Raw genomic sequence first — 23,780 nt, 5'->3', positions numbered from 1 at the left:
CAACCCACCGAACAACAAACGATCACGCAACAACCGCTAAACACCACTCCACAGGACTTGACCAAGATGCCGCAGGGGAAGTCCTGAAACGCCTCCCGGGTGGGTGACCGCCAGTACGAACATCACCGGTGTCGCGGTCAGGAGGTCAGTCGGGCCAGGCCGTAGTTTGGCGCGTACCCGGTTGCCCAGCCAGGCGAACAACGACCATGACCACCACAACGGGACCAGTACGAGCAGTCCGGGTAGCACCCCGGGGTGATCGACCTGGCGTCAGGCGTCCCCGGGACGACGCAGCAGGCGCCGGGCATCGGCACCACCTTGACGACGTAGGCATGACCCGGCACCGGTGTCGTCACCCTGTCGGCCAGGGGCCAGCCATCGGGCACCGCGAACAGCGGCAGCTCGCGAAGTGCCGGGCCGGCCCCTGGGATGTCCGGGCCACCGACCAGCTCGCCGACCTGCGGGGGATGGTGCCGGATGCGGCCCGGTCCCGGCAGTTGCCTGCGGACTGGACGTCGTCCCCACCGGGTCGACCGCCCTGACAGAGACCCTGTCCATCTCACCCGCACACGGTCAGCCGGCTGCCAGTTCCTCGTGGGCGGCGGCTGTCAGGGCCGCGCGGTCGATGCCCAGGGCCTTGATGGCGCGGGTGACGGTGCCGTGTTCCTGTTCGCAGACGGCGATGACGATATGGCCTCCGCGTAGGAGCGCGGGCCTGGTCGTCTTGGACAGTGCGACGGCGCTGTGGAATGCCTGCTGTGCCGGCGCGGTCATGCGGTGTGGGCCGGTCGGTGCGTTGGGGGTGGCGGGCTCCAGGTGACCGTGTGCGGTGACGCCTATCCGGGCGAGTGCCTCCTGGTGTACGTCGTTGATGGCGGTCCGGAGGTGGTCAGGCTCGATGCCCAGTCTCTGGAATGCGCGTCGGGCGGTGCCGTCGGGCAGGCCGATGGTGGACAACAGAAGGTGTTCCGGTCCGGGTAGGTCGTCGCCGCCATTGGTGGCCTCGGTTTCGGCGTTGGTCAGGAGGGTCTTGATGGTGCGGATGTCCCGTAGGGCGCGGGGCAGTTTCACGTGTTGGCTCTCCTTGCTCGGGGCGCGGGGGTGTCGGGTTTGGTTCCCTTCGGGGGTGCGAGCTTCTTGTGGGCGGCCTGGGCGCTGATTCCCAGTGCCTGACCGATCTGGGCCCAGGTCCACCCGTCGCTCAGGGCGTGAGTGACGGCCGCGCGTTCCAGTTGGTTGGCGAGCCGGCGCAGGGCTGTCACCGCAGCAAATGCCGCTTCCGGGTCGTCCGGCTGAGGTATCTCCGCGGGGTCGATCATGCTGTCAACTTTAGTTGATGACATGATCCTCCGTCAACAAAAGTTGATGACAGTCGGCGAGGTGGGTCGACCCGGCACCGACCGCGGCGGCACGGCGCCAACGGTGCCGTCCGGGTTCTCGATGTACGCGGACAGCCGCCAGGAGTTGTTTCACGGCACCCGTACGACCGTCACCGGCTGGTCACCGCGGTTGTGGTAGGTCATGGTCCGCCGGTGGCCGGGACTGGCGGCGTGACCTCGTAGGCTGGGAAATCATGAACCGAACGATCCTGGGCCGTCCGCTGCGCAGCGTCGCCTTCGACGTGGCCGTGGCCGGCTCGGTGGCGCTGTTCGCCGTCGCCGGCATCGTGGCCCAGCCGGGCGGCTGGCTGGCCACCCTGGTGGGGATCGGGATGGCGGTGGCGTTGCTGTTCCGGCGGGCTTATCCGTCCGTGGTGACCGCGGTGGTGGCGGTGTTCGCACTGATCCAGGTGGCCGCCGGGTGGGGGCCACTGGTGTACGACGTCGCGGTGCTGATCGCGCTCTACAGCGTGGTCAAGTACGCCGACCGGCTGCGTGACGGCATCATCGCCGGGGTCATTGCCGCCGTCGGGGTACTGCTGGGCTCCCTTCAGATGGCAGCGGCACCCTGGTGGGCGGCGACGATCTACCTCGGGCTGGTCACCAGCGCGGTCTGGCTGGTCGGGCTGAACGTGCGGACCCGCCGGTTCTACGTGCTCAGCCTAGAGGAGCGGGCAGCCACGCTGGAGCGCGAGCGGGAGGCCGAGGCGCGGGCCGCGGTGGCCGAGGAACGCACCCGGATCGCCCGGGAACTGCACGACGTGGTGGCGCACAGCATGGCCGTGATGATCGTGCAGGCCGACGGTGCGCGCTTCATGTTCGACCAGGACCCGGCGACCGCTCGCGAGGCGGTGAGGGTGGTCGCCGACACCGGCCGGCAGGCACTGGAGGAGATGCGGCGGTTGGTCGGTGTCCTGCGCGAACCGACCCCGGTCGAGCCCTTCGATCGGCCGGCACCGGCAGATGCCGGGGTGGCCGCTGAGCCGGAGCACCGGCGCCCCGCGCTGGTCGAGCTGCCCGCGCTGCTGGCGCGGTTCGAGGTGGCCGGGCTACGGGTGCGGCACACCGTACGCGGCTCGGCCGCAGCCCTGCCGCCCGGGCTCGAACTCACCGTCTACCGGGTGGTGCAGGAGGCGCTCACCAACACCCTCAAGCACGCCGGGGTCGGAGCCGCCGTCGAGGTCACCCTCGACCATGCCACGGCCGGGCTGGTCACCGTCGAGGTGGTCGACGACGGACGGGGCCACCCGGTGGTGACGCCGGCTCCCTCCGGCGGACACGGCCTGGTCGGCATGCGGGAACGGGTGACGGTGTACGAGGGTGAGCTGACCGTCGGTCCCCGCCTGGCCGGGGGCTGGCGGGTCGCCGCCCGGTTGCCGGTACCGTCGGCGACGCCGACGACGAAGGAGAGCACGACGTGACGATCCGCGTGGTGATCGTGGATGACCAGCCGCTGGTCCGCGCCGGTTTCCGGATGGTGCTCGACTCGCAGCCGGACATGATGGTGGCCGGCGAGGCGATCGACGGCGCCGACGCGTTGCGCGTCCTGGCCCGTACCGAGGCGGACGTGGTGGTGATGGACATCCGGATGCCGACCATGGACGGAGTGGAGGCGACCCGGCGACTCTGCGCCGACCGGCCTGCCGGCCTGCCCCGGGTGCTCGTGCTCACCACCTTCGACACCGAGGCCGACGCCTTCGCCGCGCTGCGTGCCGGAGCCAGCGGTTTCCTGCTCAAGAACGTCCCGCCGGAGGAGTTGCTCGCCGCGATCCGGGTGGTCGCGGCCGGGGACTCGGTGGTCGCCCCGTCGATCACCCGCCGGCTGCTGGACCGCTTCGCCGACCAGCTCGGCCCCGGACCTGCTGCCGATCCCCGGCTGGCCCAGCTCACCGAGCGGGAACGGGAGATCCTGCTGCTCGTGGCCCAGGGGTTGTCCAACGCCGAGATCGCCGGCCGGGTGCACGTCGCCGAGGCCACGGTGAAGACCCACGTCGGCCGGATCCTGGCGAAGCTGCAGTTGCGGGACCGGGTGCAGGCGGTGGTGCTGGCGTACGAGAGCGGCCTGGTCACCCCGGGCGGCTGAGCCGGCAGTCAGCCTGCCCGGGTACGACCTGTGCCGGGCTGCACCCCGCCCGGGTACGACCTGAGGCGTACGCCGCAGGTCGCCGGGTGCGACCTGAGGCGGATCAAGGTCGAGCGGCCAGATGGAGATCAACTGACCGGTCCGTTCCCTAGCGTCGGAAGGGTCCAGTCAGTATCTCTCCACGGGGAGTTCCACGTGCCCGTCGCACCCCCCGCGCCGGCCGCCGCCGGCGTCGCGGTCACCGCCCGAAACCTGACCAAGCGGTACGGAACCGGCCCGGCCGCGGTCGTCGCGCTCGACGGCGTCGACGTCGAGTTCGGCGCCGGCCGGTTCACCGCCATCATGGGCTCCTCCGGTTCCGGCAAGTCCACCCTGCTGCACTGCCTGGCCGGGCTCGACCGGCCCACCGGCGGCGCGGTCCGCATCGGTGGCACCGACATCGGTGGACTCGACGACCGGCGACTGACCCTGCTGCGACGCGACCGGATCGGTTTCGTCTTCCAGAAGTTCAACCTGCTGCCGGCGCTCTCCGCTGAGGAGAACATCCTGCTGCCGCTGGCCATCGCCGGCCGGCGTCCGGCTACCGAGTGGTTGCGTCAGGTGGTGGCTGCGGTGGGGCTGGCCGACCGGCTCCGGCACCGGCCCAGCGAACTGTCTGGCGGCCAGCAGCAGCGGGTCGCGGTGGCCCGGGCGTTGATCACCAAACCGTGGGTGATCTTCGCCGACGAGCCGACCGGGAACCTCGACTCCCGGTCGAGCGCCGAGGTGCTGCGGCTGCTCCGCGAGGCGGTCGACACCCTCGACCAGACCGTGATCATGGTGACCCACGATCCGGTGGCCGCCGCGTACGCCGACCGGGCGGTCTTCCTCGCCGACGGACGGCTGGTCCGTGACCTGGTCGGGCCCAGCCCGGAGCAGGTGCTGGACGTCCTCGGTCACCTGGACGACGCCGGCGCGTCGGTGGGGCAGCGGTGAACGGCATGGTCCGGTTGACCCTGCGTCTGCTGCGTGCCGACGCATTGCGACTGCTGCTTTCCTCCCTGGCCATCGTCCTCGGAGTCGCGTTCATCGCCGGGACGCTGATGTTCACCGACGGCATGAAGGCCGGCGCGTACGAACGGGCCGGCACCTTCGACCGGTACACCGACGTCGCTGTCGTAGCGGACGCGACGACCATCCCGCCCAGCGCCGTCGACCGGGTCCGGACGGTGGCGGGGGTACGCGCCGCAGACGGCGAGTTCATCGGCTCCGGCGGGCTGCTGGGCACCGACGGCAAACCCGTGCTCGGGTACGCGGTGCTGGTCAGCATCCCGACCGAGCCGGCACTGCGGTCGTACGACCTGGTGGCCGGGCGGCTGCCGGAGCGCCCCGGCGAGGTGGTGCTCGACGAGGGCACCGTGGCTGACGAGGGCTTCCGCCTCGGCACGCCGGTCTCGGTCGGCGGCGCCGGCGGAGCAGCCCAGCCGTTCACCCTGGTCGGCACGGTTGACGTGGCTGGCACCAGCCGGGATGTCGGTGGCCCGTACATCGGACTGGTCGGCCCGGACGCGTTGCGGGTCGCCGGGGCTGAGGGCTACGCCCGGATCCTGGTGGCTGCGGCGCAGGGGGTCTCCCACCCGGAACTGGCGGCCCGCGTCGAGTCAGGGATCACCGGCGTCGAGGCCGCCGTGCAGACCCGGCAGCAACTGCTCGACGCTGCGGTCGAGGACGCGGTCCGTGACCTGGAGCAGTTCACGATGGTGTTGCTGATCTTCGCCGGGGTCGCGGCGGTGGTGGCCGGGTTCGTCATCGCCAACACCTTCGCCATCGTGCTGGCCCAGCGCACCCGCCGTACCGCACTGCTGCGCCTGGTCGGCGCGACGCGCGGTCAGGTGTTCCGTGCGGCGCTGCTGGAGGCGGCGGTGATCGGCCTCGTGGCCTCGCTGGTCGGAGTGGCAGCGGGCGCCGGCCTGGCGTCCGGGCTGAGCGTGGGGGCGGCGGCCCTGGACACCCCGTTCTTCGGCGGGATCACCCTCACCACGCCGACCGTCCTGCTCTGTCTCCTGCTGGGCACCATGATCACGGTGGGCTCGGCGATCATGCCAGCCTGGCATGGCACCCGGGTGCCACCGGTGGCCGCGCTCAGCGATGCCGCCGTGCAGACCACCCGCCGGGCCGGGTGGCCCCGACTGACCGTGGGCGCGCTGGTCCTCGGCACCGGCGTGGCCGCGCTCGCCCTGGCCGGCGCCGCCGGCCAGTTGTTGTTTGTCGCGCTCGGGGGAGTGCTGGCCTTCTTCGGCATCGTGCTGTTCGGGCCGTTGCTCGTTCCGGCGCTGGTCCGGGTGCTGGGCTGGCCGGCCCGCCGCCTGCTCGGGGCCACCGCCCGGTTGGCAGTGGCCAACGCGATCCGTAACCCGCGCCGGATCGCCGCCACCGCCACCGCCCTGGTGATCGGCATCGGGCTGGTCTCCGCGTTCGTGGTTGGCGCACGCAGCACCAAGGACGGCATCGAGCGCAGCGTGGATGCCCAGGTCGGGGTCGACTTCCTGGTCACTGCGGTCAGCGCGGACCTGCCCGCCGGGCTGATCGACGAACTGCAGGCCCGGCCGGAGTTGGGCGTGGTCCACGAGTGGCGGGCGGTGGCCCGCGATGATGTCCAGGTACGGGCCGCCCACCCCGAGTTGGTGGGGCGCACCGTGGAGCGGGTGGTCGCCGGTGACGTCGGCCAGTTCGGTCCGGGTACCGTTCTGGTGTATCCGCAGTTGGCCGAGGCGCGGGGCTGGACGGTGGGCTCGACCGTCACCGTCGCCGGTACGCCACTGCGGATCGCTGCCGTGGCCGTAACCAACACCGAAGGGCCGGTGTTGGACGGCAGCCCGGTGGCAGCCGGGCACATCATCGAGGTCGCCGACGCCGATTTCACCCGGTTGTTCCCCGCCGAGCGGGGCCGGCTGGCAGAGGTCCAGCAGGTCGACGGTATCTCCGTGCAGCAGGCCCGCGAGGTGATCGAGTCGGTGGTGAGCCGGTACCCGACGGTCAACGTGATGGACCAGTCGGCGTACAAGAAGATGCTCACCGGCACGGTGGACATGCTGCTGGCCTTCGTCACCGCGCTGCTCGGCCTCGCGGTGGTGATCGCCCTGGTCGGGGTGGCCAACACGCTGACCCTGTCGGTGGTGGAACGGACCCGGGAGAACGCGGTGCTGCGTGCCGTCGGGCTGACCCGGGGTCGGATGCGCGCGATGCTGGCCGTCGAGGCGGTGCTGATTGCGATGGTCGGTGCCGTGCTCGGCGTCGGCCTCGGTACGGCGGTCAGCGCCAGCGCGATGGCCGTCATCAACCGGATCGGCGGGGACTTCGACGTGGTGCTGCCCTGGGGGCAGATCGGCCTGATCCTGGCGGCTGCGGTGCTGGCCGCGCTGGCCGCGTCGATCCTGCCGGCCCGCCGCGCCGCCAGCCGACCTGTGGTCGAGGCACTGGCCGGGGACTGACCCGGCTGCCCGGCACGCCGGCCGGAGCCCGACGGGCTCCGGCCGGCGTGGTCGTTGCGTCGGCATGCCCGACGGAGGCGGCGCCCGGACCACCGGACCCGGCTCCCGGCCGTCGTGCGCCGCGCAGATGCTGCTCGCGCCGGTCGCACTGCCGGTCGGGTTCCTGCCCCAGGGGCTGGTCGCGCCGGAGAACATCGTGGCGATGAAGGACGGTCGGGTGGTCGCGCAGGCGCCGCCGACTGGCGGTCCACGCGGTGCCCGCCGACCGTGGTCCGGTGGGGAGAGGGCGCATCTTCCTGTTCAGGGCGACAGGATGCCGACGATCTCGTGGTAGCCGCGGGTACGTGCGTGTTGCAGCGCGTCGACGCCGTCCTTGTCGGGCTGACGGACGTTCGCGCCCGCAGCCACGAGGATCTCCGCGATCTGCTGGTACGGCCTGGTGCCGTCACCGAGGATCACGCATTCCAGCAACGCCGTCCAGCCGAGGTCGTTGACGTGGTTGACATTGATGCCGGTCTGGACGACGCGTCGGACGTATTCGACGTGCCCGCGCTTGCTGGCGGGGATGATCGAGATCCCACCGTAGCGGTTCACGACCGTGAGATCCGGCCGGGCAGGCAGGAGAACCTCGAGCATGGCCACGCTGCCCGTCACCCCGGTCACCAGCCACGGGGTGTCGTGCTGGTCGTCGACCGCGTCGGGGTCCGCACCGGCGTCGACCAGGACGCGGGCGACCTCGACGTGGTCGTTCGCGGCGGCCAGCAACAGTGCGGTACGTCGGTGCGCATCGCGGGCCTCGAGTTCCGCGCCGGCAGCCAGGGCTGCGCGTACGCCTGCGGCGTCTCCCGCGATCGCTGCGCCGAGCAGATCGCGATTGGCGGGGCTGGTCATGGAGTACTCCCGGCGTGGTGTGGTGTCGGGCCGGGTGCAGCCGGCCACGGGAAAGAGGGCGAGCGCGAGCAGGATGCGGCGCGTCACAGCCTGATCAGCTTTCGTCCGACGGCGGCGTGCACCGCTGCGGTACGCGAGTCGACGCCGAGTTTGGCGTAGATGTGGACGAGGTGGGTCTTGACGGTGGCCTCGCTGATGAACAGCCGCCGGCTGATCTCCTTGTTGGCGTGGCCGTGGGCGACCAGCGTGAGGATCTCCACCTCGCGGGCGCTGAGCGTGGTCTGCGGGTCGCGCATCCGGTCCATCAGCCGGGCGGCGACCGGTGGTGACAGGACGGTCTGTCCGGCGGCGGCGGAGTGCACGGCGCGGAACAGCTCGTCGGGCAGCAGGTCCTTGAGCAGGTATCCCGTCGCGCCGGCTTCGACCGCGCGCATGATGTCCTCGTCGGTGTCGTACATCGTCAGCACCAGGACGCGGGGCGGGTCGGGTAGGGCGAGGAGGCGACCGGTGGCCGCCACGCCGTCGACGCCATCGCCGAGCTGCAGATCCATCAGTACCACGTCGGGGTGCAGGGCGGCAGCCTGCCGGACGGCATCGGCGGCCGTGGCCGCCTCGGCGACCACGGTCATGTCCGGCCGGCTCCCGAACAGCGCGCGCAGCCCGGCCCGGACCACCGGGTGGTCGTCGACCAGGATCAGCCGCAGTGGGTCCGTCATCGGGCCTCCCGCATCGGCAGGCTGACGGCGAGTGCGGTGCCCTCTCCGGGCGCGCTCTCGATGGTGACCCCGCCCCCGAGATGCGCAATCCGCTCCCGGATGCCGGTCAGCCCGAAACCGGTGGTGGTTTCAGGGTCGAAGCCTGCGCCATCGTCGTACACGTCGAGGATCACCTCCCGGCCGCCGTAGGTCAGCGTCACCGCGGTCTGTCGGGCACGCGCGTGACGGCGGACGTTGGCCAGGGCGCTCTGCGCGACCCGCAGCAGGGCGATCTCGTTGTCGACGCCGAGCGGTGCGACCGTGCCCACCACGGTGAACCGGACCGGCGTACCCGTGTCGCGCTCGGTCGCCGCGCACAGCCGCCGCAGAGCGTCGGTCAACGAGGCGTTGTCGAGCGCCGGCGGGGCCAGGCCACGGATGAAACGTCGCGCCTCGGCCAGGTTGTCCCGTGCGGTCGCCGCGGCCTCCCGCACGTGCCCGCGTGCCTGTGTGGGCTCTGCGTCCCATTCCCGGTCGGCGGCCTGCAGCAGCAGGTTCATGCTGGACAGGCCTTGGGCGAGGGTGTCGTGGATCTCCCGCGACAGTCGGGCCCGTTCCGCCAGCGCCCCGGCCTCGCGCTGGCTGCGATCCAGTTCGTCGCGGGCGGCCACCAGGTCGTCGAGCGCCCGTTGCCGGGCCCGACTCTGCCGATCCAGTTCGAGAAAGACGACGGTGGTGATCGCGGCGATGCCTACCGGACCCAGCACGAGGCTGGGGTCGAACCGGTCAGCCAGCCGGATCTGGGCGATCACGACCGTCGTGGTCAGCAGTGCGACCAACGGCCAGACTGCGCGCGGCGGGAGCTGGCGCAGGCCCATGAAGAACAGTGGGATCGCCACCAGTGCGAAGCTCGGCGCGGCGAACACCAGCGCGAGAAACGCCACGGTCACCACCGCGAAGCGTGCGCCCGGCGCGAAGCTCCCCAGCTCGTTCACCGCGTACGCGGCCAGCAGTACCCCGGCCAGCGTCAGCACGCCGGCGGTCTCGGCTCCCCAGCCGTGCCGCACGACGTAACGGGAGGCAGCGGCGGCCAGCAGGAGCAGAAAGCCCCACCGCATCGTCGCGCCGAGCCGGTCCTCCCGCACTGCCGCCCACCTCATCCGGATATCTGATCTTGGCAACTTCCCAGCGTACGGCAGGTGTGAGCGGGATGTATCAACCATCTGATGTATCGCGGGTCGATCCGGCGTGCCATGCCCACGCCCTGCGCAACGGCCAGGCTGGGCACTGTCGCCGCGACTCGAACTCGACGAAGGAGTACGTCAATGATCGACAACATCCGCCGCCGGAGGGCGCTCGGCCTGGCCGCTGGCCTGCTGGGTGTGGCTGCCGTCACCGCCGTCAGCGGCGTCACCGTCGCCGCCAACGCCGCCGAGCCGGCGGCCGCGTCGAACGTAGCGGCCGCCTCGGGCGACGTCGTCGCCAACCCGTCCCTCGACATCGATGCGGCGCTGCGCGCTGCCGAAGCGACGCTCAAGGCGGCCGAGAATGGTGGCCACCGCGTCACCGTGGTGATCCTCGACCGATCGGGCACCGTCCAGGTACAGCTCAAGGGCGACGGTGCCAACCCGCAGACGGCCGAGTCCGCCAAGCGCAAGGCGTTCACGTCCGCCTCGTTCGGGCAGTCGACCTCCGCCCTCGCGGGTCGGGTCACCGGTACGGGAGCCACCCTGCGCGACATCCCCGGCACGCTGTTCCTCGCCGGCGGGGTGCCCGTGACCGTCGACGGTCAGGTCGTCGGGGCCATCGGAGTCGGCGGCGCACCCTCGGGTGAACTCGACGAGCAGTACGCCAACGCTGGCGCGGCTACCCTCCGCTGACCTGTCGTCGGACTGTGGTCGGGGCTCCGGCCAGCCCGCCCGGAGCCCCGAACCAGGTACGTGCCCATGCTGGCCGGACATCCGCAACGACATCTCCTGCCGGCTCCCGCTGCCCACCCGGTGCGACTCCCCGTCCGTCCGCAGGCCGCGTCGCCGTCAGCTTCGGGTCGGTAGGTGCCTTTCAGTAATTCTATTGACATGGTTAAATTCCTTCATGCGTCGAGGTCTTGCCTGCGTGGTAGCCGCGCTCGTCATCAGCCCCTTCGTCGTCAGCGCGGGAAGCGCCTCCGCGACGACCACGCCCCCCTCGGCGGTCATCGCCAGTGACTTCCCCGACCCTGACGTGATCAAGGTCGGCGGCACCTACTACGCCTACTCGACCAACAACAGCTTCGGGAACGTGCCGGTCGCCACGGCCACCTCGCTGACCGGGCCGTGGACACGACGGGCGAATGCGCTCCCGACCCTCGGCGCCTGGGCCAGCGGCGGCCTGACCTGGGCTCCCGATGTCTCCCAACGCGCCGACGGCCGGTACCTGCTCTACTACACCGCCCGCAGTGCGGCCGTCGGTCGGCAGTGCATCGGCGCGGCGGTGGCCAGTTCGCCGCTGGGCCCCTTCGTCGCCGTCGGCACCGGGCCGCTGATCTGCAACGGCGCCGAGGGCGGCGACATCGACGCATCCAGCTTCACCGACACCGACGGACTGCGGTACCTGCTCTACAAGGACGACGGCAACGCGATCGGCCAGCCGACCAGCCTGTGGCTGCAACGGGTCGCCGCCGACGGGGTGACACTCCAGGGTGCCCGCGTGGAGTTGGTGCGCAGCGGCAACCCGGAGGAGGCCGGCATCGTGGAGGCACCGGTGCTGACCAAGGTCGGCGCGCGCTACGTGCTGTTCTACTCGCTCGGCGGGTACGGCGGTGACGGGTACCAGACCAGCTACGCGACCTCGTCCTCGCTTACCGGCCCGTACACCAAGGCCTACCGCTCGCTGCTGACCACCGCCAGCCTGGACGGCGCCGTACGCGGTCCCGGCGGCGCCGATGTCGTCCGCGAGGCCGGCGGCGACCATCTCGTCTTCCACGGCTGGATCAACAACTACACCGCCCGCGGGATGTACGTGGCTGCACTCGGCTGGGCCGGAGAGTACCCCGTCGTCCGGGGCAGTCGCGTGCGGTACGAAGCGGAGCGGGGGGTGCTGAACCACTGCTCGGCGCGGAACACCGCGAGCGCTTCGCAGGGTCAGGTGGTGGCCTACCTCGACTACGCCGACAGTTGGGTCGACATCACCGTCTTCGCCCCACGTTCCGGCGGGTACACGGCCCACATCGCGTACGCCGCCGGCTACGGCGACGCCCAGCACACGCTGACCGTCAACGGCGGAGCGTCCCAGGTGGTCAACTACCCCAACTCGGGCTGGGAGAACTGGCGACAGGTCCGCGCCAACATCACGTTGAACGCCGGCTTCAACACCCTGCGCCTCAACCACCTCAGCCGCTGGGCCGAGATCGACTTCATCGAGGTCGCATAGCCGGATGCACCGAGGGCGGCCGCGCGGTGACCACCGGGCGGGCAGCGGCCATCCGCCCCACACCACCAGCGGCAGGGGAGTGTGCCCGTAAACGGTTCGCCCCCGAGGTGGTGGCTGCCTAGCATCGGCGGTCGTGAACGACGACGTAGTTGCCGAATGCACGCGGGATGTCAGCCGGGTCGCGGTCCTGACCGGGGCGGGTATCTCCACCGACTCCGGCATCCCCGACTACCGCGGCCCGAACGGGGTGTGGACCCGAGACCCGGCTGCTGCGGAGGTCTTCACCTGCACCCGCTTCATGTCCGACCCGACGGTGCGCGCCCGCTTCTGGCGCACCTATCTGGGACACGCAGCCTGGCACGCTGAACCCAACCCCGCCCACCGCGCCCTGGCAGCCCTGGAGAGCAACGGCCCCGCAATACGGATCCTGACCCAGAACATCGACGGTCTGCACCAGAAGGCCGGGTCAGCGCCGCGTAAGGTGCTGGAGCTGCACGGCGGCATGCGCGAGGTGGTCTGCACCGGCTGCCGCACCCGAACACCCACGGCCGACACCCTGGAACGGGTCGCGGCGGGGGAGGCGGACCCACGGTGCACCGCGTGCGGCGGGATCCTCAAACTGGGCGTGGTCCTGTTCGGTGAGAACCTTGACCCGAACACGGTTGCCCTGGCGGAGAAGGTCGCCCAGGCGTGCCAGCTCATGCTCGCCGTCGGCAGTTCCCTCCAGGTCGAGCCGGCCGCGTCACTGTGTGCCGTCGCGGTCAACGCCGGCGCCCGGCTCGTCATCGTCAACCGGGATCCCACGCCGTACGACCACCTGGCGGTCGGGCTGGTACGGGAACCCATCGGCGTCGCCCTGCCCCGGATCACCGCAGCCCTCGCCGCTGCCCCACCGGACGCCACCCCGGTCAGCCGCTGACACCCGTCCGTCGACAGCGGTGCGTGAATGCACCCGGGCCCGGTCGGTCGAAAACCGGTTGCTGCACAAGGCGGGCTTCGGCACCGTGGTGCCCATGACGTTCTGACGGACCGCACCCCGCCCCGGTGAGGCCCCACGGCGCCGACCGCGCCGCGATGCCGTCCGCCCGTACCCCTTTTTCAGCGAAGAGAGCGTCCTTGTCTGCGCAACCCACCCGGCAGGAGCCCCTGCCACAGCCCACCCCGACCACGGGTCCGGCCACCGTCAGTGTCTTCGCCTCCCCGACGAGCTGGATCGAGTCCGATGCCCTCACGCAGTGCCACCAGGTGGCCGCCCTCGACGGCATGATCCACGTCGCCGCCATGCCGGACCTGCACCCCGGCAAGGGCGCCCCGATCGGCGCCGCCATGTCGTCGACCGTGCTGTACCCCCTCCTGGTGGGCTCCGACATCGGTTGCGGCATAGCCGTGTTCCCCATCAGGCTCAAGCGCGCCGTACCCGAGAAGCTCGCCGCCCGGTTCCCCGACCTCGACCGCGCGCTCTGCCCCGAGCAGGATGCCGACGACCCCGCCTGGGCCGTCGTGGAGGGCGACATTCCCGCCGGTCACGTCGAGGGCCTCGGGACGGTCGGCCGGGGGAACCACTTCGTCGAGCTGGCGCGGATCGAGACGGTCTTCGAACCGGACCACGCCAGCCGTCTCGGTCTCACCACCGGCGACCTCGTCCTTATCGTGCACAGCGGATCCCGAGGACTGGGTGAACAGATCCTGCGCGCGCACACCGCCGTCCACGGCGCCGGCCCCGCCCCTGACCCCGCCGCCTACCTGGCGATGCACGACGACGCCGTACGCTGGGGATCACTCAACCGGCGGCTGATGGCCGCCCGCGTCGCCCACGCCCTCGGAGCCGAGCCCACCGCGCCGATCGTCGACCAGTGCCACAACCTGGTCGAGGTCCGCGACGGGGTCTACCTGCACCGTAAGGGGGCGGCACCGGGCGACGGCCGTGACGTGCTCATCGCCGGTACCCGGGGCACCCACTCCTACCTCGTCGCCGCCCACGCCGGCCCGGACGCCAACCATTCGGTCGCGCACGGCGCGGGCCGCAAAATGTCGCGCGCCGACGCCCTGCGCCGGGGCCGGGCCAAGCACACGGTCGAGGAACTGCGCCGCACACCCGTGGGGTCGCTGGTGGTGTGCGGAGACCGCCAGTTGCTGTTCGAGGAGGCACCGACGGCCTACAAGCGCATCGAGCAGGTCATCGCCGACCTCGTCGACCACGACCTGGCCGCGCCCGTGGCCACCACCGTCCCCCTGGTCACCTACAAGACGCCCGACCTCGGGCCGGCGCCCCGGCGGGACCGTCGGGACCACCGTCCCCGGCGTGGCCGGCCGTGACCGTCCACCTGCTCCTGTCGGCCGGGCGGGGCCCGCAGGAGTGCGCGTGGGCGCTGGCGCGGCTGCTGCGCCGCCTGGAAGCCGACGCCCACCGGCAGGGTCTGGCGACCCACCGGGTCGAGACCGTTGCCGGTGACCGGCCCGGCACCTACCGGTCGGTCCTGGTCCGGATCACCGGAGCCGGCGCCGAGGCGTTCGCCGCCTCGTGGACCGGAACCCTGTGCTGGCAGGCCCCCAGCCCCTACCGGGCCGGCGCCGGCCGCAAGAACTGGTACGTGACCGCCCAGCCCTGCCAGGTCGACACCCCGCGTACGACGTTCACCGAAGCCGACGTCGACATCGTCGCCTGCCGCACCGGGGGGCCCGGCGGCCAACACCGGAACAAGGCGAGCACGGCCGTCCGGGCAACCCACCGCCCCTCCGGGATCGTCGTCGTGGTCGACACCGAGCGGCAGTTCAGCCTCAACCGCCGCATCGCCCTGCAACTGCTGCGACAGCGCCTCGAGCACGGCGACGAGGCGGCGGGACGTGCCGTCACCACCGCCCGCTGGCGCCTCCACGATGAGCTGGTACGCGGCAACCCCACCCGCATCGAACGTCCGGCCACGTCGGATCAGGACCCGCCGCAGGAGAAGGGGCGCCAGCAGCGGCGACAGCCTGGCCGGCAGGCAGGGCCAGGGACCAGTCCCCGTGGTCGGTGACCGACTCAGTAGAGACGTACGGGCAGTGCGCGGTGTCCGTTGGAGATGAAGGACTCGACGGGCTGCAACTCCTGCGGCGGCACCGCCAGGGTGAGGCCGGGAAACCTCTCGAAGAGCGCCGGCAGCGCGATACGCGCCTCCAGACGGCCCAGCGGAGCGCCGAGGCAGTGGTGTACGCCGTACCCGAAGGCCAGGTGTTCCTTGTCGGCCCGGGTGACGTCGAAGCGGTCGGCGTCCGCGCCGTACCGTTCGGGATGGCGACCCGCAGCGGCGTACGCGGCCAGGATGGCCTCGCCCTTGCGGATGACGGTGTCGTCCAGCGTGATGTCCTCCACCGCGTACCGCAGCGGCAGGCTGGCGACCGGTGCGTCCCGTCGTAGCGTCTCCTCGATCACGTCGTCCCACGAGGCGCGGCCCTCCACTACGTGCGCACGCTGTTCGGGGTGGGTGAGCAGTGCGTGGATGGCGTTGTCGATCAGATTCACCGTGGTCTCGTGGCCGGCGCTGATCATGAGTAGCAGGGTGTCGAGCAGTTCCTGCTCGCTCAGCCGGGTGCCGCCCTCGTCCTCGTGCGCGGCTATGAGGCCACTGGTCATGTCGTCGCCGGGTGACGTCCGCTTGATGGCGACGAGTTCCCCGAGGACGGCGTACAGCCGGGCATAGGTGGCGGTGACCTCCTCCGGGTCGGCGGAGGTGTGGAAGACGCTGTCGACGATGGACCGCAGCTCCTCGCGCTTGTCATCGGGAAGGCCGAGCAGTTCGCTGATCACCTGAACCGGCAGGGGACGGGCGAACTCCTCCCGTAGGTCCACCACGCCGGCGCGCTGCCCCGCCTCCGCGACCTGGTTCAGCAGGTCCACGGTGATCTCCTCGATGCGCGGCCGCAGGGCGGCTGTCCTGCGCGCGGTGAACGCTTTGGCCACCAGCGTCCGCAGCCGCTTGTGTTCCACCCCGTACGCGGTGAACATGTTCTGCACCGCTACCCAGGTGAACAGCGGCCACTGTGGGGAAATGTCCCCGTTGATCCAGGCCGGCCAGTGCCGACGCGGATCCTTGGAGACCCGTGGATCGGTGAGCAGTTGCCGCAGCAGATCGGGACTGCTGACCGCCCAGGCCTCGACCCCATCGGGGAGTTCGACGCGGACCACCGGTCCCTTCTCGCGTAGACGGGCGGCCTCTCCGTGGATGTCGTGGCCCTTCGGATCTATCACCAGGCGGCTCTGGTCGTCCATCAGCACCTCCATCACAGTCCGAACTCCAGTACGACACGGAGCGCTATGGCCTGACAAGGCTCGGATCGGAAGCGAGACGAGTTCGGCGGCGCCACCCTGGCGCAGCGCCTGTGGGACCCCAGGCGCCGGGTGCCCCGGCTGGTACATCCAGCCGGGGCACCCGGTGACGCTCGGTGGATCAGTGGCTACTTGGCCTTCGGCAGCGGGAAGCGGGCCAGATCGGTGCCGAGCATGCCCCAGGTGGCCTTGTCCTCGGGGGTGAAGTTGAAGCACGGGTTGTTGTACCAGCCGCGCGGCACGTTGTCGTACAGCGTGGTCACCTCGCCGCCCGGGACCGTGGGCAGCTCGGTGATGTCGTTGGTCCAGTGCACCCAGGAGAAGACCCGGCCGTCGACACCGCTGAGTCCGCCGTACCCGCCGAGGTCGCCCTCCATCACGATGGTGCGGGTGTGCAGGTCGTAGGCGAACCAGGCGCCGCGTGGACGCCGGCCGACCGCGTACAGCAGGTTGCCGACGATGTAGACACTCTCGTACGACAGCCAGGTGGGCTTGATCTCCTCGCGCCACAGGAGTTGGCGGGTGACGATGTCCACCGCCGCGACCTGTGCCGTCTTGCGGATCGGGCCACTGGTGCCCTCGCCGTAGGTGTCACCGACAAGGTAGGCCGTGCTGCCCTGCACCGCCACGTCCATCACGCTCTGCTCCGGCAGGTACTCCCGGTGCGTGTCGAAGGTGTTGGTGGCCAGGTCGATGAAGGTCAGCGCGCCGGTGTGCTTCGTGGTCTGCGGGCTGGAGGCCACCAGGAGCTGGTTGCGTGGGCCGTCGAAGTGGATCCGCTTGGTGCGTAGCTGCTCGTTGCCGAGCAGCCCGAGCAGGGTGATCTGGTGACTGTCCGGGTCGACCGAGACGATCTGTGTGCTCGGGTACAGGCCGGCGTAGACCGTGCCGGCCTTCCCCTCGGCCATCGCCTTCACTTCACCGTTGATGTCGAACCGGGTACTGGTACCTGCCTCCGGCCGGTGCACGGTCATCGCGTAGTGCCCGCCGACCCAGACAGTGCCCCGCCCGTGCCGCATCATCGACTGGACCGTCTCCGGGTAGCCGAAGCCACGGGTCGCCGTCTGCCACACGCTGGCCGCCCCACCCGGGGTCGCCTTCCAGATGTGCCCGAGCCCGCTGACGCCGAACAGGTCGCCGCCGGGCAGCGGGGCGAGGAACTGGTTCTCCACGTCCGCCAGCGGCTGACCGACCTTGACCAGGGCGTCGGCGGTCACCTCGTACAGGTTGGTGGTGAGCCGGGTCAGCGCGTAGACCTTGCCGTCACTGCCGATGGTGATTTGGTCGATGTAGCGGTCCTCGACGGGGATGTCCCGGGACACCCGTCCGGAGCCGTCCCGCTGGAACGAGATGAGCTGGCGGCCGCTCGCGACGTAGAGCGTGCCGTCCTTGACGGTCATGTCGAGGATGCCGACCGGCGAGGCACTGAGGTACGGCGTGAGGTTCGTCGGGGTGCCGCCGTCCTTCGGCCACATCAGCAGGGTGCCCGGTGCGGCAGATCCGCCGTAGACGTACTCGTCGTCGACCGCGACGGCCGCCGCGTACTGCGAGGTGGAGATCCGACCGTACGTCTGGACGGTGCCGTCGGCCAGCCGGATGCGCTTGACGGTGCAGTCCGGGTACGTGCCGATGTAGAGGTACTCGCCGTGCACCACCATGTCGTAGTACCAGGTGGTGGTGCCACCGGCCTGGGACCAGGCGATTAGTTCCTTGGTCTGCGGGTCGAAGCGCCAGACGTGGGCGCTGCCGGCCGGGCCGATGTAGATGTACCGACCGTCTGCGGCGAGCTTCTGTCCGCCGTTGCTGGGGATGGCCAGATCGTCGACCGAGCGCATCTCGCCGGTGTGGATGTCGAACTGCCCCAGGCGCATCCTGCCTTCGGGCGTGTTGAACCGCGACGTGATGAAGATGCTGTCCCCGATGATCGCCGCACCGCGTACCGCAGCGGTCAGCGCCGCCGGACCGTAGTTGACCGGGACGAGGGCGTCGTTCTGGGTTTCCTGGACCTCGGCGAAGGCCGGCGTGCCACCCGGGCCCTGTCCCAGCGCGAGTGCCGTGCCGGCGAGGCCGGTGCCTGCCAGGAGTGATCGGCGGCTCAGGGGCATGGTTGTCTCCGTCCACTGTTCCTTCTGATTACGGACTGGACCTTATTGTCGGGTGTCTGCCCAGGTCAAGGAAGAAGTTGCCGGAGGACCGCAGGTGTCACCGTCAGGTACTGGCTTTCGGGCGGGACCCATTGTGGTGATGGGTGCCGGGGGGCTCGGTACGGCCATTCACGTACCCCGTCGTCGGTTGGGTTCAGCCGTGCAGGGAGGCCGGTACGGGTGTGACCGCTCCGCCGCACGTGCGTACGGCGTGACGGGTCTACTCGCGCTGCCGTCCGTCGACATCTTCTGACCGCACCCGCGGAACCTCTCCTCCCGCTCGTGAGTGAAAGTGGTGGAGAAGGGAGGTGACGGTGTCCGACGGTGAACTGATCTCCGAGGTGTACGCAGGCTGTTTCCGACGGCTGGTCGTCCAACCGAACGCGGTGAGCGGGGACGTCAACGAGGCACAGGAGGCGGTCCAGGAGGCCTTCACCAGGGGATTGGCTGCGCCCCGGCGGTTCGCCCGGCTGGAGAATCCGGAGGCGTGGCTGCGGAGGCAGGTCAAGGGCCCGTCGGCTCGGACGGCTCCCTGCCGGTCGCCCAGCCGGGCAACATATCGCCGACCCTCATCTCGTCCCTGCTGGTGGGCCGGGACGGGGGCCGGCACTTCGCCAAGGACCGGGAGTACCGCGGCGACGACGATCGGTGGGGGCCGCTCCCGGTCACGCCTGGTTCTACGGCCTCGAATACCTCCGGGCTGATCGCCATCGGGATGTACTGCGGAGCGTCACATCCGCGCCAGCCCGCGTGCGGGGTGGCGGGTCAACTGACCCGCCACCCCTTCAGCGACACGCCCTGCTGGCGGTAGGGAACTCACCCGGTCACCGCCGGCGGCGGCCACTTTCGGGAATGTTGGCCTCGATCTCGTCGTGGCGGATCTGCTCGTCGATCGGCTGGTTGTCGATCACCTCGTTCTTGGCCAGGTGGACCCGTTCGACGGGCACCTGGTCCTTGGCCACCACCGGGCGCTCGGCACGCAGGGGCATCTCCTGCTGCGCCTCACCGATGTCCCAGCGGACGCTGCCCGCGTTCGCGGCGGTGATCGGTTCCCGCTCGACGAACACCTCGTCGTGCTCGACCGGCACGGTGGTGTGCACGTCCTCGGTGACCACGTACTTGCGCAGCACCGCGGCTCCCGCAGGTCGGCTTTCCGTACCCACCCGCAGCCGCTCCTCCGAGCGGATGAGGTCCTCGCCGCCCTTGGAAGTGCGCTTGGGTGCCTGCTGCTGCGGCTGCATCTGATAGTGCGCGTACAACTGTGCGGTTTCCTCGGCGTTGAGCGGGGTGTCCGCGTCCGCCTGCACGGCCGGGGCGCTCGTGATCGTCGCCTTGTCGTAGGCGACCGTCAAACTGCCGTCCTGCAGGCGGGCGTTGCCCAGCGGTGCCATCGACTCGTGGTGACCCTTGACGCCGGTCTTCACGCTGACCCAGGTAGGAGAACCCGCAGCGTCGGCCCATACCTGGCCCACACTGCCGATCTTGGCGCCTGACCGGTCCTGCACGGCCTGGCCGGGCAGCGAACGCACCTGCTGATCAGTGAGTTGCACGATCGTCTCCTCTCGTGTGTCACCTGACGCCTACCCGACGAGATCCCGACCATTCCCCGCGCCGTGGCCGACCTGCCGCGCACGCGGGAGCACTCGGGGGCATGAAGTCGGATTCAGTGGGGATTCGCGCACAGACTTTGGTGGCTGCGAGGAAAGGTGGAAACATGACGGCGTCCAACCCCCCGGGCGGGGTCTCCCGTCAAGCCCCTGATCATCCGATCCGGCCCGCATCGGGCAGAGCCGCTCCGGCGGCGAAGACCAGCGCCGCCGCCGCGTTCGCCCTGGTGTTCGGGGTAGCGGCTCTCATCAGCGTGCTGACCGTGATCCTGTCATCAGTAGGCCTGCTCCTGGGGATCATCGGCCTCATCCTGGGCATCGTGGGTATGCGGATGGCTCGACGGCCCGGCGTGACCGGTCGCGGCGTCGCGATCGGCGGCCTGGTACTGAGCCTGCTGGCCGTTCTGATTGCCCTCGCTTTCGCTGCCGGCGTCACGACCTTCCTCAACAACGAGGACGCCGTGAACCGACTTGAACGCCAGGTCGAGGATCTCCGCGACAAGCTGCCTCGATGAAGCTCCTCCTCGGCGGATGCCTAGCCAGGAGGTGTCCGGTCTGCGGAGCCCACGTCACTGCGCTCGACCGTACGACGTAGGCCTTCAGCCTCCATGCCGAGGTAACGCCGGATCAGCCGGGCGCCGACGACAGCGGTGAGCCGGGCCAACGGCCCGTCCAGGGTCAACTGCAGGGTGACCTCGGCCTGGTCCGCGCCGACCGGCCGTACCCGGTGGTCGCCGGTGCTGCGTACGCCCGTACTGATCGCTGTCCAGGCGAAACCGGTCGGGTCCAGGTCGGTGACCGTCCAGGTGTTCGTGGGCAGGCGGTGCTGTTTGAGTCGGATCTTCTCCCCGACCGCGAGCGGACCCGTGCCGGGTCGATCAACCCAGGCCACGGACGCGTTCCAGCGCGGCCATTCCGCCACGTCGAGCAACACCCGCGCAACCACCTCGGCCGGCGCGGCCACCTGAACCATGCGGCGGTACGTGACTGCCATCTTCACTCCACTCCTGCGCACACGCCCGGTGGTTCCGCACCTGGCTCGGCTCGCACCGATGGTCTCCGTTGCCGCCAGGGCCGCACCGGCGGACATCAGGCCGAGGCCACGAACATGGCCTCGTCGTCAGGATCCCGTCCGGGCTGTCGCCGCCCTCGCGCGGGACGTTGCCCTCGACGCGAGTACGCCCAACGGATCGGCCAGCAGTTCCGAGAAGCCGAGTTCCGCGGCGCCGACGAGGGTGGCATCGTCGCCGAGCGCAGAGGTGCGCAGCCGCACCCGTTCCTTCGCCACGGGTAGCACATTGCTGACGATGCGGGCCCGGACCTGGTCCGCCGCGGCGGGATACACGTCGCGCAGCATCCCGCCGAAGATCACGATGCCCGGGTTGAACAGGTTGATCAGGTTTGCCACCCCGATGCCGAGCCAGTCGCCGATGCGGTGCAGCGCGCCCTGAGCTACCGGGTCGCCGTGGTCGACGTCGGTCACCACATCCTGCAGGGCGTCGCGGCCGTACAGCTCGGCCGGCCGTCCGGCAGCATCGAGCAGGGCCCGCTCGCCGACCTCAGCCTCCAGGCAACCGCGGGAGCCGCACCCGCACGGCCGCCCGTGGTAGGGGTTTACCACCATGTGCCCCAGCTCGCAGCCGTACCCGCCGTCACCGTTGAGCAGTTTGCCGCCGACGATGATCCCGCCGCCCACGCCGACGTCACCATGCAGGTAGATCAGGTTCTGGAAGCCGCCGCCCGCCCCGCGCTGCTGCTCGGCCAATGCCCCGAGGTGCGCCTCGTTGCCGACCGTCACCGGCAGACCGAACCCCAGCCGACGGCCGAGCTCGGTGCCGAACGCCTGGTCCACCCAGCCCATGTCCGGCCCGAAACGGACCATACCGTCGCCCGGCCGGATCATTCCGCAGTACGACGCACTGACCCCGACGCACACCGCCTGAGGTGGCGCCGCCTCGCGCAGTTGACGACCGAAACCGGCGAGTACCTCGACCACCCGGTCGAGGTCGGCTCCGGCGCGTGGCCGGGCCGTCCGGCGGCGGTCCAGAATGACGCCACCCAACCCGACCCGGGCGGCGACCAGCCAGTCCACGGCGACATCGAACGCCAGCACGTACACCCCGGTGGCCTCGGGCCGCACCACCAGCGACGGCCGGCCTGCCCGCCCCGTGTCCGTCGGCGCCTCCTCACGGACCAGGCCCGCAGCGGTGAGCTCCGCCGTCAGCGCCATGATGGTGCTGCGGTTCACACCCATCCGCTCACCCAACGCCGTACGGGACACGGATCCGTCCATGTGGACATGCCGGAGCAGGGTGCCGAGATGGCGTCGGCGGATCTCCCCCGGGAACACAATGACCTCCGGCGTCGTCCGGTTCCGCAGCGGCACAGAACCCGTCGTTGCGAGGCAGGGCGTGCGCCTGCTTCGTCGGCCGAGGACTGGCGGGGTGGAGGGCGGCCGCTTGCGCTGCATCGGTATGCCCGCGTCTTTCTCGGCGGTTAGATGCGTACGACTGTACACTATTCCCGTATGATCATGCGCATGTCAATGGACTACTTCGCAGGTGATCCGCGTACGAACCGCGAGCGGATGCTCGCCGGCGACTTCTACATCGCCGACGACCCGGAGAACGAACGGCGCGCCAAACAGGCGGTCCGGCTCGCGGACGCCTACTACCGGGCGACGGTTGACGATGAGCCTGCGGCGGCCCGCGCGATCCTGGCCGAACTGCTGGGGAGCCTGGGGGAGGACGCGTTCGTCAAGCCGCCGTTGTTCGTCGACTACGGTGAGCACATCCACATCGGTGCCCGTACCTTCGTCAACTACAACCTCATGGCCCTGGACGTCGCGCCCATCACGATCGGCGCCGACTGTCAGATCGGCCCGAACGTTCAACTCCTGACCCCCACGCATCCGATCGAGCCGCAGCCCCGCAGGGACAAGCTGGAGGCCGCCAAGGCGATCACCATCGGAGACAATGTCTGGCTCGGCGGTGGCGTGATCGTCGGCCCCGGCGTGACGATCGGCGACAACAGCGTCATCGGCGCCGGCTCGGTCGTCACCCGAGACATCCCGGCCAACGTCGTGGCCGTGGGCAATCCCGCCCGTGTTATCCGGGACATCTGAGACCAGCGTGCCAACTGTGCGCAGACCCCAGGGGCGGGACGCTGGCGCCGGCCGTCGGACCGATCCCGAGCGTCGCGATCGGATCATCGACGTCTGCCTGGACGTCATCGCCGAGGCCGGCGTCGCTGGTACGTCGCACCGCAGGGTCGCCGCAGCCGCCGATGTCCCGCTCGGGTCCATGACCTACCACTTCGCCGGCATGGACGAGCTGCTGTGCGAAGCCTTCACGCGTTTCGCGCGTACGGTCAGTGACCAGTTCGAACGGCGGATGGCGGAGGCGACCAGCCGCGAAGCCGCAGCGCAGGCCGTCATCGCGATCATCACCAACGACGTCTTCGGCACGCGACGCGACCTCGTCCTGACTCACGAGCTGTACACGCTGGCCGCGCGCCACCCTGCCTACCGTGACATCACCAACGTCTGGATGGCTTGTAGCCGCCGCGCACTCGAACACCACTTCGACCCGGTCACCGCCCGTCTGCTCGACGCTCTCATCGAGGGATTGACCATCCACCGTGCCCTCGACACCGAACCCCACGACCCGGCGGTGGTCGCCGTAGCGGTCAAGAGGATCACCACCGCCGCGCGTTGACGCTGCATGCACGACACCTGAGGGCTGGATCTGCGGATCGATGCGCAGGTACTGTCCTGTGCCGCCCCGCAGGATGGC

24 protein-coding genes and 1 pseudogene are annotated in these 23,780 nt (G+C 70.4%); 14 read left to right on the top strand and 11 right to left on the bottom strand.

Annotation, left to right across the window (positions count from 1 at the left end; translation table 11 throughout):
- Positions 1-36: 36 nt before the first annotated feature.
- A pseudogene (locus V6U90_RS34010) lies at positions 37-252 on the bottom strand (hypothetical protein); the annotation flags it as partial.
- Positions 253-332: 80 nt separating this feature from the next.
- On the opposite strand from V6U90_RS34010, the gene V6U90_RS25410 reads away from it, so the two are divergent.
- On the top strand, positions 333-542 hold the full coding sequence (locus V6U90_RS25410) for a hypothetical protein (protein WP_334441540.1): 210 nt from the start codon (positions 333-335) through the stop codon (positions 540-542).
- 31 nt (positions 543-573) lie between these two features.
- Here V6U90_RS25410 and V6U90_RS25405 read toward each other — a convergent pair whose 3' ends face one another.
- Both V6U90_RS25405 and V6U90_RS25400 read right to left on the bottom strand, forming a co-directional pair.
- Positions 574-1,071: a Clp protease N-terminal domain-containing protein gene (locus V6U90_RS25405; protein ID WP_334441537.1), complete on the bottom strand. Its 498-nt coding sequence runs from the start codon at positions 1,069-1,071 to the stop codon at positions 574-576.
- A complete protein-coding gene (locus tag V6U90_RS25400) occupies positions 1,068-1,319 on the bottom strand; it encodes a helix-turn-helix domain-containing protein (protein WP_334441535.1) in 252 nt (83 codons plus the stop codon). The genes V6U90_RS25405 and V6U90_RS25400 overlap by 4 nt, the downstream gene beginning before the upstream one ends.
- Before the next feature lie 254 nt (positions 1,320-1,573).
- Between V6U90_RS25400 and V6U90_RS25395 the strand changes: the two genes are divergently transcribed.
- The 5 genes from V6U90_RS25395 to V6U90_RS25375 all read left to right on the top strand — a co-directional run bounded on the left by V6U90_RS25395 (position 1,574) and on the right by V6U90_RS25375 (position 7,266).
- Positions 1,574-2,800: a sensor histidine kinase gene (locus tag V6U90_RS25395; RefSeq protein ID WP_334441533.1), complete on the top strand. Its 1,227-nt coding sequence runs from the start codon at positions 1,574-1,576 to the stop codon at positions 2,798-2,800.
- The gene (locus V6U90_RS25390) at positions 2,797-3,462 is read left to right on the top strand and encodes a response regulator transcription factor (RefSeq protein ID WP_334441532.1); all 666 of its coding nucleotides are present in this window, start codon (positions 2,797-2,799) and stop codon (positions 3,460-3,462) included. The genes V6U90_RS25395 and V6U90_RS25390 overlap by 4 nt, the downstream gene beginning before the upstream one ends.
- A gap of 195 nt (positions 3,463-3,657) precedes the next feature.
- The gene (locus tag V6U90_RS25385) at positions 3,658-4,437 is read left to right on the top strand and encodes an ABC transporter ATP-binding protein (RefSeq protein ID WP_334441530.1); all 780 of its coding nucleotides are present in this window, start codon (positions 3,658-3,660) and stop codon (positions 4,435-4,437) included.
- A 5-nt stretch (positions 4,438-4,442) separates the two neighbouring features.
- The gene (locus V6U90_RS25380; protein WP_334441543.1) at positions 4,443-6,932 is read left to right on the top strand and encodes an ABC transporter permease; all 2,490 of its coding nucleotides are present in this window, start codon (positions 4,443-4,445) and stop codon (positions 6,930-6,932) included.
- A 64-nt stretch (positions 6,933-6,996) separates the two neighbouring features.
- Positions 6,997-7,266, top strand: coding sequence for a hypothetical protein (locus V6U90_RS25375; RefSeq protein ID WP_334441527.1), 270 nt, complete (start codon positions 6,997-6,999; stop codon positions 7,264-7,266).
- Here the strand turns inward: V6U90_RS25375 and V6U90_RS25370 are convergent.
- From V6U90_RS25370 to V6U90_RS25360, 3 genes are read right to left on the bottom strand one after another with little or no spacing between them, the layout of a single operon-like run.
- Positions 7,233-7,910: an ankyrin repeat domain-containing protein gene (locus tag V6U90_RS25370; RefSeq protein WP_334441524.1), complete on the bottom strand. Its 678-nt coding sequence runs from the start codon at positions 7,908-7,910 to the stop codon at positions 7,233-7,235. The two genes, V6U90_RS25375 and V6U90_RS25370, sit on opposite strands and share 34 nt — an antisense overlap.
- Complete coding sequence (locus tag V6U90_RS25365; RefSeq protein ID WP_334441521.1) at positions 7,907-8,539, bottom strand: response regulator transcription factor; 633 nt, start codon at positions 8,537-8,539, stop codon at positions 7,907-7,909. The genes V6U90_RS25370 and V6U90_RS25365 overlap by 4 nt, the downstream gene beginning before the upstream one ends.
- Positions 8,536-9,678 carry a sensor histidine kinase gene (locus tag V6U90_RS25360; RefSeq protein WP_334441518.1) on the bottom strand — a complete coding sequence of 381 codons (1,143 nt, stop codon included), beginning with the start codon at positions 9,676-9,678 and terminating at the stop codon, positions 8,536-8,538. The genes V6U90_RS25365 and V6U90_RS25360 overlap by 4 nt, the downstream gene beginning before the upstream one ends.
- A 165-nt stretch (positions 9,679-9,843) precedes the next feature.
- Here V6U90_RS25360 and V6U90_RS25355 point away from each other — a divergent pair, with 165 nt between their 5' ends.
- The 5 genes from V6U90_RS25355 to prfH all read left to right on the top strand — a co-directional run bounded on the left by V6U90_RS25355 (position 9,844) and on the right by prfH (position 14,946).
- On the top strand, positions 9,844-10,398 hold the full coding sequence (locus V6U90_RS25355; protein WP_334441516.1) for a GlcG/HbpS family heme-binding protein: 555 nt from the start codon (positions 9,844-9,846) through the stop codon (positions 10,396-10,398).
- A 214-nt stretch (positions 10,399-10,612) separates the two neighbouring features.
- A complete protein-coding gene (locus tag V6U90_RS25350; RefSeq protein ID WP_334441513.1) occupies positions 10,613-11,929 on the top strand; it encodes a family 43 glycosylhydrolase in 1,317 nt (438 codons plus the stop codon).
- 133 nt (positions 11,930-12,062) lie between these two features.
- The gene (locus V6U90_RS25345) at positions 12,063-12,848 is read left to right on the top strand and encodes an SIR2 family NAD-dependent protein deacylase (RefSeq protein ID WP_334441510.1); all 786 of its coding nucleotides are present in this window, start codon (positions 12,063-12,065) and stop codon (positions 12,846-12,848) included.
- 197 nt (positions 12,849-13,045) lie between these two features.
- A complete protein-coding gene (locus tag V6U90_RS25340; protein WP_334441508.1) occupies positions 13,046-14,245 on the top strand; it encodes an RNA ligase RtcB family protein in 1,200 nt (399 codons plus the stop codon).
- Complete coding sequence (gene prfH, locus V6U90_RS25335; RefSeq protein ID WP_334441505.1) at positions 14,242-14,946, top strand: peptide chain release factor H; 705 nt, start codon at positions 14,242-14,244, stop codon at positions 14,944-14,946. The genes V6U90_RS25340 and prfH overlap by 4 nt, the downstream gene beginning before the upstream one ends.
- Before the next feature lie 5 nt (positions 14,947-14,951).
- Here prfH and V6U90_RS25330 read toward each other — a convergent pair whose 3' ends face one another.
- From V6U90_RS25330 to V6U90_RS25320, 3 genes are all read right to left on the bottom strand, one after another.
- On the bottom strand, positions 14,952-16,178 hold the full coding sequence (locus tag V6U90_RS25330; protein WP_334441503.1) for a cytochrome P450 family protein: 1,227 nt from the start codon (positions 16,176-16,178) through the stop codon (positions 14,952-14,954).
- A 185-nt stretch (positions 16,179-16,363) separates the two neighbouring features.
- The gene (locus tag V6U90_RS25325; protein WP_334441501.1) at positions 16,364-18,340 is read right to left on the bottom strand and encodes a hypothetical protein; all 1,977 of its coding nucleotides are present in this window, start codon (positions 18,338-18,340) and stop codon (positions 16,364-16,366) included.
- 863 nt (positions 18,341-19,203) lie between these two features.
- On the bottom strand, positions 19,204-19,929 hold the full coding sequence (locus V6U90_RS25320; protein ID WP_334441498.1) for a YsnF/AvaK domain-containing protein: 726 nt from the start codon (positions 19,927-19,929) through the stop codon (positions 19,204-19,206).
- A 164-nt stretch (positions 19,930-20,093) separates the two neighbouring features.
- Between V6U90_RS25320 and V6U90_RS25315 the strand changes: the two genes are divergently transcribed.
- Positions 20,094-20,501 carry a hypothetical protein gene (locus V6U90_RS25315; protein ID WP_334441495.1) on the top strand — a complete coding sequence of 136 codons (408 nt, stop codon included), beginning with the start codon at positions 20,094-20,096 and terminating at the stop codon, positions 20,499-20,501.
- Positions 20,502-20,521: 20 nt separating this feature from the next.
- Here the strand turns inward: V6U90_RS25315 and V6U90_RS25310 are convergent, their stop codons facing one another.
- The gene (locus tag V6U90_RS25310) at positions 20,522-20,980 is read right to left on the bottom strand and encodes an SRPBCC family protein (RefSeq protein WP_334441492.1); all 459 of its coding nucleotides are present in this window, start codon (positions 20,978-20,980) and stop codon (positions 20,522-20,524) included.
- A 126-nt stretch (positions 20,981-21,106) separates the two neighbouring features.
- Positions 21,107-22,279 carry an ROK family transcriptional regulator gene (locus V6U90_RS25305; RefSeq protein ID WP_334441489.1) on the bottom strand — a complete coding sequence of 391 codons (1,173 nt, stop codon included), beginning with the start codon at positions 22,277-22,279 and terminating at the stop codon, positions 21,107-21,109.
- 294 nt (positions 22,280-22,573) lie between these two features.
- On the opposite strand from V6U90_RS25305, the gene V6U90_RS25300 reads away from it, so the two are divergent.
- Together V6U90_RS25300 and V6U90_RS25295 are read left to right on the top strand one after the other, a co-directional pair.
- A complete protein-coding gene (locus tag V6U90_RS25300; RefSeq protein WP_334441487.1) occupies positions 22,574-23,110 on the top strand; it encodes a sugar O-acetyltransferase in 537 nt (178 codons plus the stop codon).
- On the top strand, positions 23,091-23,702 hold the full coding sequence (locus tag V6U90_RS25295) for a TetR/AcrR family transcriptional regulator (protein ID WP_334441485.1): 612 nt from the start codon (positions 23,091-23,093) through the stop codon (positions 23,700-23,702). Before V6U90_RS25300 ends, V6U90_RS25295 begins: the two co-directional genes overlap by 20 nt.
- The last annotated feature ends 78 nt before the right edge of the window (positions 23,703-23,780 follow it).

It is taken from the genome of Micromonospora sp. CPCC 206060 (genome assembly GCF_036906895.1).
Taxonomy (GTDB): Bacteria; Actinomycetota; Actinomycetes; order Mycobacteriales; family Micromonosporaceae; genus Micromonospora.
This window is presented reverse-complemented; position numbering and strand designations above follow the sequence as displayed.

Coding starts and splice junctions, on each gene's coding strand:
- V6U90_RS25365 (WP_334441521.1), bottom strand. CDS start 8,539: ATGACGGACCCACTGCGGCTGATCCTGGTCGACGACCACCCGGTGGTC.
- V6U90_RS25410 (WP_334441540.1), top strand. CDS start 333: ATGACCCGGCACCGGTGTCGTCACCCTGTCGGCCAGGGGCCAGCCATC.
- V6U90_RS25330 (WP_334441503.1), bottom strand. CDS start 16,178: ATGGACGACCAGAGCCGCCTGGTGATAGATCCGAAGGGCCACGACATC.
- V6U90_RS25395 (WP_334441533.1), top strand. CDS start 1,574: ATGAACCGAACGATCCTGGGCCGTCCGCTGCGCAGCGTCGCCTTCGAC.
- V6U90_RS25305 (WP_334441489.1), bottom strand. CDS start 22,279: ATGGACGGATCCGTGTCCCGTACGGCGTTGGGTGAGCGGATGGGTGTG.
- V6U90_RS25315 (WP_334441495.1), top strand. CDS start 20,094: ATGACGGCGTCCAACCCCCCGGGCGGGGTCTCCCGTCAAGCCCCTGAT.
- V6U90_RS25380 (WP_334441543.1), top strand. CDS start 4,443: ATGGTCCGGTTGACCCTGCGTCTGCTGCGTGCCGACGCATTGCGACTG.
- V6U90_RS25355 (WP_334441516.1), top strand. CDS start 9,844: ATGATCGACAACATCCGCCGCCGGAGGGCGCTCGGCCTGGCCGCTGGC.
- V6U90_RS25325 (WP_334441501.1), bottom strand. CDS start 18,340: ATGCCCCTGAGCCGCCGATCACTCCTGGCAGGCACCGGCCTCGCCGGC.
- V6U90_RS25360 (WP_334441518.1), bottom strand. CDS start 9,678: ATGAGGTGGGCGGCAGTGCGGGAGGACCGGCTCGGCGCGACGATGCGG.
- V6U90_RS25350 (WP_334441513.1), top strand. CDS start 10,613: ATGCGTCGAGGTCTTGCCTGCGTGGTAGCCGCGCTCGTCATCAGCCCC.
- V6U90_RS25400 (WP_334441535.1), bottom strand. CDS start 1,319: ATGATCGACCCCGCGGAGATACCTCAGCCGGACGACCCGGAAGCGGCA.
- V6U90_RS25300 (WP_334441487.1), top strand. CDS start 22,574: ATGCTCGCCGGCGACTTCTACATCGCCGACGACCCGGAGAACGAACGG.
- V6U90_RS25310 (WP_334441492.1), bottom strand. CDS start 20,980: ATGGCAGTCACGTACCGCCGCATGGTTCAGGTGGCCGCGCCGGCCGAG.
- V6U90_RS25375 (WP_334441527.1), top strand. CDS start 6,997: ATGCCCGACGGAGGCGGCGCCCGGACCACCGGACCCGGCTCCCGGCCG.